This window comes from Streptomyces sp. SAJ15, assembly GCF_007595705.1.
Taxonomy (GTDB): domain Bacteria; phylum Actinomycetota; class Actinomycetes; order Streptomycetales; family Streptomycetaceae; genus Streptomyces.
The window spans coordinates 283,871-297,529 of record NZ_NISY01000001.1 but is presented as its reverse complement, the minus strand read 5'-3'; the positions used below and the strand labels follow the sequence as shown (position 1 = coordinate 297,529).

Here is a 13,659-nt window from a genome sequence, read left to right as displayed (position 1 = left end):
AGCGGACCGCCGCGGACCGCCGACGGCGGTCCCGCCTGGGGCCACCCCGAGGAGCCTGAAGCAGGCTCAAGCCGATAGAGCCCGGCGGCGACAGAGGTTGGCGAGGGCGCCACAGCGCCCCGTGCGACGCCGGCCACCGCCCCACCCGCCCCGACGGCGGCGGGCGCCGCAGCGACACCCGCGCGGGCGACGGCGACACCGGGTCCACGGCGGCGGCAGGCCCACGACAGCGCCGGGCCCGCGGCGCGAGATCGCGGCCATGCCCGGCCCGGCGGCGGAGGCCCGCGCTACGGCGCGCCGCCGCGCGGAGGCGGACGCCCCCGCTGCCAGCCTGCGTCGACGCCGAGGCGTACGCCCCGTTACCAGCCTGTGGGCGCGTCGAGACGTCCCGCTACCGGCCTTTGGGCGCGTCGAAGGCGGACGTCCCGCTACCGGCCTGCGGCCACGGTCACGCCACGGCGTACGCCCGTGCTACGGGCCCGCGGGCGCGCTACTGGCGGGCCGAGCGGGACTGGCCGGTGCCCTTCACCGCGTCCAGGGCGTACACGCAGCGGTCCTTGCTGCACGCGTACACGACACCCCCGGCGGCCACCGGCGAGCCGGTGATCTCCCCACCGGTCGCCAGCTTCCAGCGCAGCTGGCCGCCGGCCGCGTCCACCGTGTAGAGGCAGTGGTCGGCGGAGCCGAAGTGCACCCGGCCGTCGGCGACGACCGGCGCCCCGATGACCTCGCCGCCCGCCGCGAAGCGCCACTTGGGCGTGCCGGTGACCGCGTCCAGGGTGTAGAGCGCGCTGCCGCTGCCCAGGTGGATGGAGCCGCTGGCGACGAGCACCGGCGCGCTCGACTGGCGCGACTCGGTGGCGATGCGCCACCGGTCGCGGCCGTTGGCCGCGTCCAGGGCGTACACCGTGCCCAGGTAGTCGGCGATGTAGACGCCGCCGCCGGTGACCGCCGGGCCCGGTGCGTACGCGGGCGGGCTCAGGAACACCGCGGGGGCCTCGAACCGCCAGCGCACGTCGCCCCGCGCGATGTCGATGGCCAGCACGCGCGTGCCCGCGGCGACGTACACGACGCCGTCGGGGGCGGACAGCAGCCGGATCGGAACGCCGCCGCAGGAGGCGGCGTCGCCCACCGGGTAGGACCAGCGCTCGGCGCCGGTGCGCGCCTCCAGCGCGCGCAGCCGCGCGTCGGCCCACACGTACACCGTGCCGTCGTGGATGACCGGGCCCGACTCCGGGGTCTCGAAGTCGGTCTGGGCGCCCTGCATCTCCCACAGCAGCTCGCCGTTGGCGGCCTCCCACGCCTGGACGCCGCCACCACGCGTGCCGGTGACCACGGTGCCGCGGTCCACCTTCAGGGAGTACACCCAGCCGTCCGTGGACAGCCGCCAGCGCTCGGCGCCGTCCGTGGCGTCCAGCGCGTACAGCGTCGGGCCGTCGGAGGCGTGGATGCGGCCGTCGGACACGTCCATCGCCCAGGCCACGTCGCGGGTCTTGAACTGGCGGCGGCCGGTGGCCACGTCCAGCGCGTGCACCTCGAAGGAGGTGACGTAGAGCAGCCCGCCGGCGACTGTGGGCGTGCCCCAGACGTCGTTGGACATCCGGAACCGCCACGGGCGCCAGCGCGGCGGGCCCGGCGGCTCCTGGGGCGCGGCGGGTCCGCCCTCGTCCGCTCCCGGCGGAGCGGCCGGCGGCGGGGGCACGGCTCCCAGCGGTGCGCCGTCGGCGCCCGCGCGGGGCCCGGCACCGCCCGACGCGGGGGCGCTGGCGGGCGGCCGCACCCACTGCGTGGACTGGCCGGCGTCCTGCCGCGGCGGGGCGTCGAGCGCGTCGGAGACCCGCGGCCCGGGGCCGATGGGCACCTGTGAGCCGGGCAGCCGCACCTGTCCGTCGGGCCCGGGCGAGCCCCCGGCCGGCTCGCCGCCGTGCAGCGGAGCCCGCGCGGGGGCCTGCTGCGGGACGGGGCCCTGCTGGGCGGCGTGCGCGGGGGCGTGGGCGGCGGCGGCCGGGGCCGCGTGGCGCCCGGGCGGGCTCGCGGAGCTGACCTGGCTGGCCGGGCTCGCGGCCTCGGGCGCGCGCAGCCCGCCACGTGGGTCGCCCGCCGGCGAAGGCTCCCAGCCGGAGCCGCCGGCGGGCGCACCGGCGCCCTGCGGGGCGTATGAGGGCGGCCGCTCGGGTCGCTGCGGCACGGCGGACCGGCCGCCGGGCCCCGCCGGCACGCCCGCTCCGCCGCCGGGCCCGGACGGGCCGCCCGCTACGCCACCGGGCCGCCCACCGCGCCGGCTCTCGATGAGCGCGACCGCGCGGGCGGGCAGCCAGGCGGAGGCGGTGCCGCTGTCGTCACCGCCGGAGGCGAACAGGTGCGGCGCCAGCTGCGACTGGAGGTCGGCGGGGCTCGGGCGGCGGTCGGCCTCCATCTGCATGCAGGACTCGATCAGCGGCCGCAGCTCCTCCGGCAGCCCGGACAGGTCCGGGCCCTCACGGAGCAGCATGAAGACGGTCTCGACCGGGTTGGCGCCGTGGAACGGGGCGTGCCCGGTGGCGGCGAAGGTCAGGGTCGAGCCGAGCGAGAAGATGTCGCTGGCGCCCGTCACGCTGCGGGAGTCGCGCGCCTGCTCGGGCGACATGTACGCCGGCGTGCCCACGGCGACGTTGGTCATCGTCAGCCGGGTGTTGGAGACGCCGGAGGCGATACCGAAGTCGATCACGCGCGGGCCGTCCTCGACGACCAGCACGTTGGACGGCTTGAGGTCACGGTGGACCAGACCCGCGCCGTGGATGGACTGGAGCGCCTCGGCGATGCCGGCCGCCAGCCAGCGCACCGCCTGGGCCGGCAGCGGCCCCGCCTCGTTCACTATCTCCTCGAGGGAGGGCGCCGGCACGTACGCGGTGGCCAGCCAGGGCACGGCGGCGCGCGGATCGGCGTCCACGACCGCGGCCGTGTAGAAACCGCTGACCGCGCGGGCGGCCTCCACCTCGCGGGTGAAGCGCACCCGGAACAGCTGGTCCTCGGCGAGCTCGGTACGCACCGTCTTGATCGCCACCCGCCGGCCGGATGCCGAGCGGGCCAGATAGACCAGCCCCATGCCGCCCGCACCGAGCCGGCCCAGGACCTCGAACGGGCCGATCCGTCTCGGGTCGTGCTGCGTCAGCTGCTCCACCACTTGCCTGCCACCTCCCCGTAGGGGCTCGAAACTAACAGCCCCGTGCAGCGTCTCACCGACAAACCAACCGGCGGCACGCATCCAGCATTGTCCCTGGCGAAGGCGACCGTTGCGAACCCGGGGCCGATTCGTCGTGTCATCGACGGATACGACGAAGCCCGACACACCGCTCCAAGCGGTCCACTTCGTGCTGTTACGCCCCCTTGGTCACCCGGTCTGTGTCGATGACGGCGAACATCGCGCCCTGATTGTCGGCGACGATCGCGAATCTCCCGTACGGCGTGTCTTGCGGCGCGGCCATGGTCCGGCCGCCGAGCCGGGCGGCCGTCTCCACCGCCCCGTCACAGTCGGAGACCCGGAAGTAGACGAGGAAATGGGCCGGCATCTCGACGGGGACGGCCTCGGACAGGACCGCGCGACCCATGACCGCGGCGTCGGGTCCCGGCCGCGTGCCGGCCGGCGACCACACCGCGAAGTCGATGCCCTCCTCGCTCGCGTCCAGGCCCTCGTAGGCGAACACCGCGGAGTAGAAGGCGTCGACGGCCTCTTTGTCGCGATCGCGGACGTACACCTCGGTCCAGACGTAGGTGCCGGGCTCGCCGCTCTCCTGGAAGCCGGTGTGGGTGCCCGCCTGCCAGAGACCGAAGACCGCGCCCCCGGGGTCGGCCGCCGTCGCCAGCACCCCGAACTCCCCCATCGCCGTCGGCGCCGTGATGATCTGACCGCCCGCCGCGGCGATCCGCGCGGCGGTGCCGCTCGCGTCGGGCGTGGCGAAGTAGACGTTCCATACGGTGGGCATCCGACCGTCCGGCTTGGGCGTCAGCGCGGCGACGTTCTCACCGTGGTGGAACGCCTGGATGTACGAGCCGTACCGCTGGCCGCCCACCTGGAAGGTCCAGCCGAACAGCTCGCCGTAGAAGCGCTTGCCCGCCTCGACGTCCGGCAGCAGCGCGTCCACCCAGCAGGGCACGCCTTCCTGGAATGTGGCCATGGGTCCGGTCCCTCCCGTGTGCGGGGCTCACGGCGACCGCGGGTTCGCAGGTGTGCGGGTTCGCAGGTTCGCGGCGAGTGGATGGTTTACATGGTTTGCAGGGTTCGCGAGATACCTAGGGGATTACAGAAAATCACTGAGGATCACAGAGAATGACACGGGATAACAGAGAATGGTGATGAATGCGAGGAGTATCCCCGTCGACACGCTAACGGGGGATCGGCGCCAAAGGGCTCATCTGAGCGCGTGGCGCGCTCGTCCACCATTGTTGTCCACAGGCTGTTGATAAGAACATTCACCCGTATGGCGTAAGCGCTTGCCCACTGCCTGACGTCCGTCCCACACGTAGCGTATGCCCCGACAAAGCGCCTGCTCAGCGCGGTAGCCGCGGAATCACGGGGGCTAACCCCATTTGCACGCAGCCGAATCGCGCTCAGATCACCCCTCGGTAAGCTGACGGCATGACAGGACAAGTACGAACCGTCGACGGCCGAGTGGCCGGACGGCGCGGGCAGGCGACGCGGCAGAAGCTGCTCGACTGCCTCGGCGAAATGCTCAGCTCTTCCCCGTACCGAGACGTCAAGGTCATCGATGTCGCGCGCAAGGCCGGTACGTCACCCGCGACCTTCTATCAGTACTTCCCCGACGTCGAGGGCGCCGTCCTCGAGATCGCCGAGGAGATGGCGAAGGAGGGCGCGGCACTGACCGATCTGGTCGCCGGGCGCTCGTGGGCCGGCAAGGCCGGTTCGCAGGCGGCGGAGGAGCTGGTGGACGGCTTCCTCTCCTTCTGGCGCAGGAACGACGCGATCCTGCGCGTGATCGACCTCGGTGCCGCGGAAGGGGACAAGCGGTTCTACAAGATCCGCATGAAGGTGCTCAACGCGGTCACCAACTCCCTCACGGACGCGGTGAAGGACCTTCAGGCCAAGGGCAGGATCGACAAGGACTACAACCCCGCCGCCATCGCGGGCTCACTGGTCGCGATGTTGGCCGCGGTCGCCGGCCACCAGAAGGGCTTCCAGAGCTGGGGCGTCAAGCAGGCGGAGCTCAAGCCGAGCCTCGCGCTGATCGTGCACCTCGGTATGACCGGCCGAAAGCCGACCAAGTAGGCGCACCCGAGGCCCTATGAGGCGCGCCGATCGCATGCCGATCGAAGCCGTCGACTTATAGGACATTCCGATGAGGGTCTCCCGGCGAGTCCCCCAGCGGACGGGTTCGGCCACCCCCCACCTCCGCACCCCCCGCCCACGTCTCCACGGCCCCGCCGCCCACGCGGGACGGCCCTGACGGGCCCGTCGCCCCGTGTCCTGTCATCGCGGCGCCGGCCCCGGACCGTGCCCCCGACTTCCGCCCGGACCTCCGCCTGGGCTTCCACCCGGGCCTTGTCCCGGGCCCCCGCCTGGGCTTCCACTCGGGCCTCCGCCCGTGAGGCGGCGGCCCGCCCCGCCCGCGCCACTCCGCCCTCCCTCGGGGTTCCACCCGGCCGCGCGGGCGGTGAGTCGGAAGAGCCGTATCCGTCGGCCCGCGCGGGCCTGGTACGTCGCGTAGGGCGGCCAGAAGGCGAGAACCTCCCGCCACACCGCCTCCCGCTCGGCGCCCTCCAGCAGCCGCGCCCGCACCGGGATGTCGCGCCCCCGCCAGCTGATCTCCGCCTCCGGGTGCCTGAGCAGATTCCCCGTCCAGGCCGGTTCGACGGGGCGTCCGAAGTTGCTGCCGATGACGATCCACGAGCCGTCGGCCTTCGGCAGGCAGGCCAGCGGCGTACGACGGGGCAGGCCGCTCCTGGCGCCCGTCGTCGTCAGGATCACCCCCGGCAGCATGGAGGTCAGCGGCAGCACGCGGCCACGGGTCAGCCGGTGCACCGCACGGTCCATGACCGGGATGACACGCGGGGCGAACCTGGCGAACGCCCTGCTCGACGAGACCTTCTGCACCCAACGTCCGGCGCGCGTCGTCACACCGTCACCGCCTCCCGAGCCGAGGCCCTCGCCCCGGCCCTCGTCGTCGGCGCGAACAGCCCCGCCCGCTCCGCCGCGCCCGCCCGCAACCGGTGCACGGGCCCGAAGAGGAGCTCGTCGGAAGCCGCTCGCTTGAAGAACAGATGCGCCTCGTGCTCCCAGGTGAAGCCGATGCCTCCGTGCAGTTGGACGGCCTCCCCCGCCGCGGTCCGCAGCGCCTCCAGCGCCTGGGCGAGAGCCAGTCCGCCGGCCACCGCGCCGACCGCGCGGGTCACCCCGTCGCCGCCGCCGATGCCGTCCCCGAGGCCGTCCTGGATGCCGTCCCGAATGCCGTCCCGAATGCCATGGTCCGCGGCCGCGGCCGCTCGGGCCCGGGGACCGCCGTCGCCGATGCCGGCCCGGGGGCGGTCGGTGGCGGCGTCCGCCCGGGTGCCGTCCGTGGCGGCGCCCGCCCGGCTCCCCTCGGCCGCGCCCTGGGGGTCCTCATCGGCCACGCTCGCCGCCCAGGCCGCGTAGTACGCCGCGGAGCGGGCCGCCTGCACGCGGACGTGGACGTCGGCCAGACGGTGCTTGACCGCCTGAAAGGAGCCGATGGGGCGCCCGAACTGTTCGCGCGTCCGCGCGTAACGCACCGTCCGCTCCAGCACCTGGTCCGCGGCGCCCACCGCCTCCGCCGCCAGCACCGCCGCCGCGATACCGCCCAGCCGCACCAGCTCCGCGGCGCACGCGACCCAGTCGCCGGCGCCCAGCAACGCGGCTGGAGTGTCGCGCAGTTGAATGCGGGCCTGGGCACGGGTCTCGTCCAGCGCGGTACAGCGGGTGCGCACGAGACCGGACGCCGCGCGGGCAGGTCCGGGCGAGGTCTCACCCCGCGCGGGCCGCGATTGAGGGTGACGGCCGGGCCGGTCCTCGGCGTGGACGAGGAACAGCAGGGTGCGACCGCGCGTATAGCCACCGGTGCGGGCGGCGACCAGCAGCAGGTCGGCACGGTGGCCGTCGAGGACCTGGTCCACCTGCCCGTACAGCCGCCATCCGGCCGCCGTCTCGCGGGCCTGGACCCCGCCGGCCCGGCCGCCGCCGGCCCAGTCCCCGGCACCGGGTGTGCCCGTCCCGACCAGGCCGAGCGCCGTCGGGAGCCACTCGCCGGGCACCGCGAGGGCGGCCGTCAGCCGGCCTTCGGCGATGTGCGGCAGCAGGGCGGCGCGCTGGGCGGGGGTACCGAGCCGGGTGATGAGCGGGGCGGCCAGGACGGCGGTGGCCAGCAGGGGCGAGGGCAGCAGGGCGCGGCCGGCCTCCTCGGAGACCAGCGCCAGCTCCAGCGGGCCGCAGCCCACGCCCCCGTACGCGCGCGGTACCGCCAGACCGGCCAGTCCCAGGCGTCCGGCGAGCTGCCGCCACAGCTCGACGTCATGGCCCGGGCCGGCGCGGACCGCGGCCTTGACGTCATCGGGCGTGCAGCGTCGGGACAGCAGCACGCGCAGAGTACGACGCATCGCGTCCTGTTCCCGGGTGAATGCGGAGTCCATGGGCGCACCCCCTCGGATTCTGACGGGGCGTCATACTAGGGAGCTCGTGCGCACTTTCCCAGACCTCCGCCCATCGGAGTGAGCCGCGCGGGAGACGCCGCGCGCCCGCGCGGGGCGGCGGAGCCCGTTTGCCAGCATGAGCGGCGGCAGGCCGGCCACCACGGCTCACCTGAGGCGTCGGCGCCCCGCGCGACGAAGCGTCGAGCGTCCCGCGCGCCACGCGCCGGCACCCCGCGCGGCGCGCTTGCCCGCCCGAGGACGCGACGAGGATCGAGGAACGATGAGCGAGGTCAGCTCGTACGCCCAGGGGACCCCGTGCTGGGTGGACCTGAACGCCTCCGACCACGAGGCGGCGATGGAGTTCTACGGCGGACTGTTCGGCTGGGAGTACGTGGCCGACCCGGCCGAGTTCGGTCACTACACACAGGCCCAACGCGACGGCAAGCCCGTGGCGGGCATCGCGCGGCGCCCGGCCGCGGAGAACGGCGAGCCCCCGGCGGTCGCCTGGACACCCTATCTGGCCTGCGACGACGCCGAGGTGACGCTGTCCGCGATCCGCGCCGACGGCGGCGAGCAGATCACCGAGCTGATGGACGTCAGACCGATGGGCAGGGTGCTGGTGGCCATGGACCCCACGGGGGCGGTCTTCGGCGCCTGGGAGGCGGGGCTCCACATCGGGGCCGCACTCGTCAACGAACCGGGCACGGTGGTGTGGAACGAGCTGGTCACGGGCGACGCCCCACGGGCGCGCCGGTTCTACTCGACGGTCTTCGGCGTGCGGGTGGGCGAACCGGTGCCCGGCAGCCACGACTACACGCCCTTCTGCGTCGACGACCGCGAGGTCGGCGGCATCACGACGATGGGGGAGAAGCATCCGCCCGGGATCCCCCCGCACTGGAGGACCTACTTCGCCGTGACGGACCCCGACGCCACGGCCGCCGAGGCCACGCGCCGCGGGGGCACGGTCCTCCGCGCGCCGAGGGACACCCCGTACGGGCGCACGGCCGCGCTCCGCGACCCGCAGGGTGCCGCCTTCACAGTGATCACGGCCCCCTGAACCCGCCCTGATCCCACCCGCTGCGCCCGATCGCCGCGCCCTCGGCGGGTCGACTCATCTGATGTACCGTCAGATTCATGGCTGACGGCACGGGCGGCACCCACGGCAGCGGCAGCGGCGGTTCCAGCAACGGCAACGGCGGCGACGCGGGGGGCACCGGCCGCGTCGGCGGCGCGATACGGAAGGGCGGGCGGCGCGTCGCCGTCGTGGGGGTCGCGCTCGCGGACTGCGGACGCGTCGCGGACGCCACGCCCTACGCGCTGCACGCCCAGGCGGCCCGCCGCGCCCTCGCGGACAGCGGTCTGGACCGCTCCGTAATCGACGGCTTCGCCTCGGCCGGCCTCGGCACCCTGGCTCCGGCGGAGTTGGCCGGGTACCTGGGGCTGCGGCCCACCTGGGCCGACTCCACCTCCGTCGGCGGCGCCACCTGGGAGGTGATGGCCGCCCACGCGGCCGACGCCATCGCCGCCGGCCAGGCGCGCGCCGTACTCCTCGTCTACGGTTCCACCGCCCGCGCGGACCTGGCCGCGGGCCGTCGCACCGCCAACCTCTCCTTCGGGACGCGCGGGCCGCTGCAGTACGAGGCCCCCTACGGCCACACCCTGATCGCGAAGTACGCGATGGCCGCCCGCCGCCACATGCACCAGTACGGCACCACCCTGGAGCAGCTCGCCGACATCGCCGTCCAGACGCGGGCCAACGCCGCGCACAACCCGGACGCGCTGTTCCGTACGCCGATCACCGTGGACGAGGTGCTCGCCGGCCCGATGATCGCCGACCCCTTCACCAGGCTGCACTGCTGTGTCCGCTCCGACGGCGGCTGCGCGGTCCTGCTCGCGGCGGAGGAGTGCGTACCGGACACCGCCACACCACCGGTGTGGGTGCTGGGCTCGGGGACCTGCGTCTCGCACGGTGCCCTGTCGGAGTGGGAGGACTACACCGTCTCCCCTGCGGCCCGCGCGGGACGGGCCGCCTTCGCGCGGGCGGGCGTAGCGCCCGAGGACATCGAGGTGGCCGAGGTGTACGACGCCTTCACCTACATGACCCTGGTGACCCTTGAGGACCTCGGCTTCTGCGCCAAGGGCGAGGGCGGGGCGTTCGTCGCCCAGGGCCGACTGACCCTCGGTGGAGCCCTGCCCACCAACACCGACGGAGGCGGCCTCTCCGCCTGCCATCCGGGCATGCGCGGACTCTTCCTCCTCGTCGAGGCGGTACGACAACTCCGCGGGGAGGCCGGTCCTCGACAGGTGCGCCGTCCGGACGGCGGACCCCCACGGCTGGCGGTCGCCTCGGGAACGGGTGGCTGGTTCTGTTCCGCCGGGACGGTCGTCCTGGGGCGCGACTAGCGCCGCACGGCGCACGGCGCTCAGGAGGGGCAGGGTCTCCCGGCACCGGCGCACGGGACGCGGCGCGCGGGCCGCGGCAGACGGACCGGGACCACCGGCACAGGGCGCACGGGCACAGGAGCGCACGGGCACGGCGAGTGCCCGTACGGTCGCCCCGGTCGTCGCGCGGCAGGCGCCGACGGCCGCCACGCGGCACGGCGGCACCGTGCTGCACTATGGCGGAGACCACGACAGCTACCCGCGCGGGCGGGCTGCCACGCGGGCGGATGGCAGACGGCGAGCGAGCACGGGCGAAGGGCGGGCCATGGACGCGGAGCAGGGCGGCCGTAGGGATGGGGACGAGGACGAGGAGGGGCGCGCCTTCCGGCAGCTGCTGCACAGCCTCCGCGCGGGCGCCGGCGAACTGCCCGGGTTCGTCCCGGAGGAGGCCCCCGCGGAGCCGCTGCCGCTGTTCCGTCGCTGGCTGCGCGAGGCCGCCGAGGCGGGTGCGCCCGAACCGCACACCATGACCCTCGCCACTGCCGACGCCGACGGCCGCCCCTCCCTGCGCACGGTGATGCTGCACGACGCCGACGAGCGGGGCTGGCACTTCGGCAGCCACCGTACGAGTCGTAAGGGCCGCGAACTGGCACACCGCCCGTACGCCGCACTGGGCTTCTACTGGGCCGCGGTGGGCCGCCAGGTGCGCGTCAGCGGGCCGGTCACGACCGCCGGACCGGAGGAGAGCGCGGCGGATCTGCGTCGCCGCTCCCCCGACGCGCTGGTCGCCGCCCTGGTCGGGCGGCAGAGCGAGGTCCTCGACTCGTACGAGGAGCTGATCCGCGCCTTCGACACCGCGCGGGCGCGCGTGGCGCGGGAGCCCGACGCGGTGGCCCCGACCTGGACGCGGTACCTGCTGATGCCCGACGAGGTCGAGTTCTACCAGGGCGATCGACACCGCCGGCATGTGCGGCTGCGCTACCGCCGCCCGGGGGCCGCGGGTACGGACTGGCGTCGCGAACTGCTCTGGCCCTGAGGCTCGGCGCGCGGGCTCGCGCGGGCGGGGGCGATCGGCGCGGTGCCGATGCCGGCCACGCGGGAGCGGCGAGGAGCCGGCCGGGGGCTCGGTGATGTCAGGTGGGGCGAACGGCAATGCCGGGGAGCCTTGGGAACGGGTCGGTGGCGAGTCGGCCGTGGACGTGGATGTCGCGCGGCACTCCCCCGGTGTCGAACATCGCTCCGCGCAGCTCGCCCTCGTAGCGGTAGCCGCATCGCCCGGCCACCCGACAGGAGGCGTCGTTGCCGACCGCGTGCCCCAGCTCCAGCCGGTGCAGCCGCAGGTCGCCGAAGGCCCAGCGGGTCATCGCCTCCAGGGCGTGGGAGGCGATGCCGCGGCCTCGGGCCTCGGGCAGCACCCAGTAGCCGACGCGCCCGCTGCGGTGCGCGTCGAAGTCGATCATCCCGATGTTGATGTGGCCCAGCACGACGTCGCTGGTGGAGTCGGTGACGGCGAAGGAGGCGCCGACTCCGCGCTCCCAGTTGGCGGTGCGGGACGCCAGGAACTCACGGGCGCCGTCCTCGTCGGGCGGTGGCGAGTCCACGGTGTTCCAGCGCCGGAAGTCCGGGTCGGCCAGTCCGCGTCTGACGGCGTCCAGGTCCCGTCTCTCCCAGGGACGCAGCAGGAGCCCGTACATCTCCAACGCGACCGGCTTGAGCACGCGCCTCTCCTCCCGGCTCCGCCGCGCCCGGGGAGAACCCGACCGCGACCCACCCCGCAGCCCACCCCGCGGCCACCCCCGCGGCCATTCAACACGGCCGGAAGACGGGGACCGTCAACGGGGTTTCGGCCGCCACGCGGCGGAAGGAGACGCGGAGCGGCATGCCGACGCGCAGATCCTCCGCCGCGCAGTCGACGACCTCGGTCGCCAGCCGGGGCCCCTCGGCGAGGTCGACGACGGCGGCGGTGTACGGAACGCGGGCGGCGAACGGCGGCAGGTCGTTCCGGTGCACCACCGACCAGGTGTAGAGGGTGGCCGCGCCGTCGGCGCGCTCCCATCGGACGTCCTCACTCCAGCAGTGCGGACAGAACTCCCGCGGGTAGTGATGTGCCCGCGCGCACCTCGAGCAGCGGCGGATCAGCAGCCGGCCCCGCGCGGCCGCGTCCCAGTACACGCGGCTGAACGCGTCGACGTCGGGCAGGTCGAAGCGCGGCCCGTCACCGATCGGCACGGTGGAGCGCGGTGGCACCCCCTCCGACGGGTCGGAGCCCATGCCAGCACCCCCTTCTCCTGACACTGCGTCAGTTCACCGGAGCGCGCGCACCGGCGCAAGAGGGCGCATGCGCGCCCTGTGACCCATCCGCAACCGATTCGGAATCACTTTGACCGATACTCGTCAATTATCCGACTACGCTCACCTCCCATGGCCGACACAACCACCCACACCCCCTCCACACCCGTGTATGTGATCGGCGCCGGACCCGGCGGACTCGCCACCGCGGCCGCCCTCCAACGGCGGGGCGTACGCACCATCGTGCTGGAGCGGACCCACGCCGTCGCCTCGTCCTGGAGGGGCCACTACGACGAGCTGCGGCTCCACACCACGCGTCGCCTGTCGGCACTCCCCGGCCTGCCGATCCCCCGCGCGTACGGGCGCTGGGTATCGCGCGACGACTTCGTCCGCTACCTGGAGCAGTACGCGGACCACCACCGCCTGGACATCGTCACCGGCGTGGCCGTGTCCCGCATCGACCGGACGGCGGACGGCAAGGGGTGGCTGCTGCGCGCCACCGGCGGACGCGAGCTGACCTCGCGCGCCGCGGTGATCGCCACCGGCTTCAACCACACGCCCCGGATGCCCAAGTGGCTGGGCCGCACCGCCTTCACCGGCCAGCTGCTGCACGCCGGCGAGTACCGCAACGCACGCCCCTACGCGGGCATGGACGTGCTCGTCGTCGGCGCCGGCAACACCGGCGCCGAGATCGCCGTCGACCTCGTCAACGGGGGCGCCGCGCGCGTGCGCCTCGCCGTGCGCACCGTCCCGCACATCGTGCGCCGCTCCACGGCCGGCTGGCCCGCCCAGGCGTCGGGCATCATGATGCGGCGACTGCCGCCCCGCGTGGTGGACCGCGCGGCGCGCACCCTGGCGAAGGCGAGCATCCCGGACCTGGCCGACCGCGGGCTGCCGCGACCGGACACCGGGCTGTACTCCCGAGCCCTCCAGGGCGCGATCCCGGTACAGGACGTCGGGCTGGTCGCCGCGGTGCGCGCGGGCCGGATCGAGATCGTCCCGGCCGTCGACTCCTTCGACGCGGACAAGGTCATCCTGGCCGACGACAGCCGGATCAACCCACAGGTCGTGATCGCGGCGACCGGCTACGAGCGCGGCCTGGACCGCGTCGTCGGGCACCTGGGCGTGCTCGACTCCCGCGGACGCCCGCTCGCCCACGGCCCCCGCACCAGCCCCGCCGCCCCCGGCCTGCACTTCACCGGATACACCAACCCCATCAGCGGCATGCTCCGCGAGCTGGCCATCGACGCTCGCAAGATCGCCAAGGCCATCGCCCGCGGCGACAGCTGACCCGGCCGCCGACGCCAGACCTCAACCGGATCCGGACCCGGGCCCCAACCCGGGTCCCAA

General features: G+C 74.5%; 10 protein-coding genes and 1 pseudogene. 5 read left to right on the top strand and 6 right to left on the bottom strand.

What is annotated here, in order from left to right; all coding sequences use genetic code 11:
* Nucleotides 1–490: 490 nt before the first annotated feature.
* Both CD790_RS01340 and CD790_RS01335 read right to left on the bottom strand, forming a co-directional pair.
* Nucleotides 491–3,163, bottom strand: coding sequence for a serine/threonine-protein kinase (locus tag CD790_RS01340; RefSeq protein WP_144381086.1), 2,673 nt, complete (start codon nt 3,161–3,163; stop codon nt 491–493).
* Between the two features lie 193 nt (nt 3,164–3,356).
* The gene (locus CD790_RS01335; protein WP_144381084.1) at nt 3,357–4,154 is read right to left on the bottom strand and encodes a VOC family protein; all 798 of its coding nucleotides are present in this window, start codon (nt 4,152–4,154) and stop codon (nt 3,357–3,359) included.
* Nucleotides 4,155–4,615: 461 nt separating this feature from the next.
* On the opposite strand from CD790_RS01335, the gene CD790_RS01330 reads away from it, so the two are divergent.
* Nucleotides 4,616–5,263, top strand: coding sequence for a TetR family transcriptional regulator (locus CD790_RS01330; RefSeq protein WP_144381083.1), 648 nt, complete (start codon nt 4,616–4,618; stop codon nt 5,261–5,263).
* 378 nt (nt 5,264–5,641) lie between these two features.
* Here CD790_RS01330 and CD790_RS01325 read toward each other — a convergent pair.
* Both CD790_RS01325 and CD790_RS01320 read right to left on the bottom strand, forming a co-directional pair.
* A pseudogene (locus CD790_RS01325) lies at nt 5,642–6,112 on the bottom strand (nitroreductase family deazaflavin-dependent oxidoreductase); the annotation flags it as partial.
* The gene (locus CD790_RS01320) at nt 6,109–7,638 is read right to left on the bottom strand and encodes an acyl-CoA dehydrogenase family protein (protein WP_144381081.1); all 1,530 of its coding nucleotides are present in this window, start codon (nt 7,636–7,638) and stop codon (nt 6,109–6,111) included. The pseudogene CD790_RS01325 and the gene CD790_RS01320, both read right to left, overlap by 4 nt.
* Nucleotides 7,639–7,918: 280 nt before the next feature.
* Between CD790_RS01320 and CD790_RS01315 the strand changes: the two genes are divergently transcribed.
* From CD790_RS01315 to CD790_RS01305, 3 genes are all read left to right on the top strand, one after another.
* On the top strand, nt 7,919–8,695 hold the full coding sequence (locus CD790_RS01315; RefSeq protein WP_144381079.1) for a VOC family protein: 777 nt from the start codon (nt 7,919–7,921) through the stop codon (nt 8,693–8,695).
* Nucleotides 8,696–8,772: 77 nt separating this feature from the next.
* Nucleotides 8,773–10,041: a thiolase C-terminal domain-containing protein gene (locus tag CD790_RS01310; RefSeq protein ID WP_144381077.1), complete on the top strand. Its 1,269-nt coding sequence runs from the start codon at nt 8,773–8,775 to the stop codon at nt 10,039–10,041.
* 304 nt (nt 10,042–10,345) lie between these two features.
* Nucleotides 10,346–11,056 (top strand): pyridoxal 5'-phosphate synthase, encoded by a 711-nt coding sequence (locus CD790_RS01305; protein ID WP_144381075.1) that lies wholly within the window; start codon nt 10,346–10,348, stop codon nt 11,054–11,056.
* Nucleotides 11,057–11,153: 97 nt separating this feature from the next.
* On the opposite strand, the gene CD790_RS01300 is transcribed toward CD790_RS01305, so the two are convergent.
* A complete protein-coding gene (locus CD790_RS01300; protein WP_260867262.1) occupies nt 11,154–11,738 on the bottom strand; it encodes a GNAT family N-acetyltransferase in 585 nt (194 codons plus the stop codon).
* A gap of 88 nt (nt 11,739–11,826) precedes the next feature.
* Complete coding sequence (locus tag CD790_RS01295) at nt 11,827–12,291, bottom strand: Zn-ribbon domain-containing OB-fold protein (RefSeq protein ID WP_144381073.1); 465 nt, start codon at nt 12,289–12,291, stop codon at nt 11,827–11,829.
* A gap of 150 nt (nt 12,292–12,441) precedes the next feature.
* On the opposite strand from CD790_RS01295, the gene CD790_RS01290 reads away from it, so the two are divergent.
* A complete protein-coding gene (locus CD790_RS01290; RefSeq protein ID WP_144381071.1) occupies nt 12,442–13,599 on the top strand; it encodes an NAD(P)/FAD-dependent oxidoreductase in 1,158 nt (385 codons plus the stop codon).
* Nucleotides 13,600–13,659 lie beyond the last annotated feature (60 nt).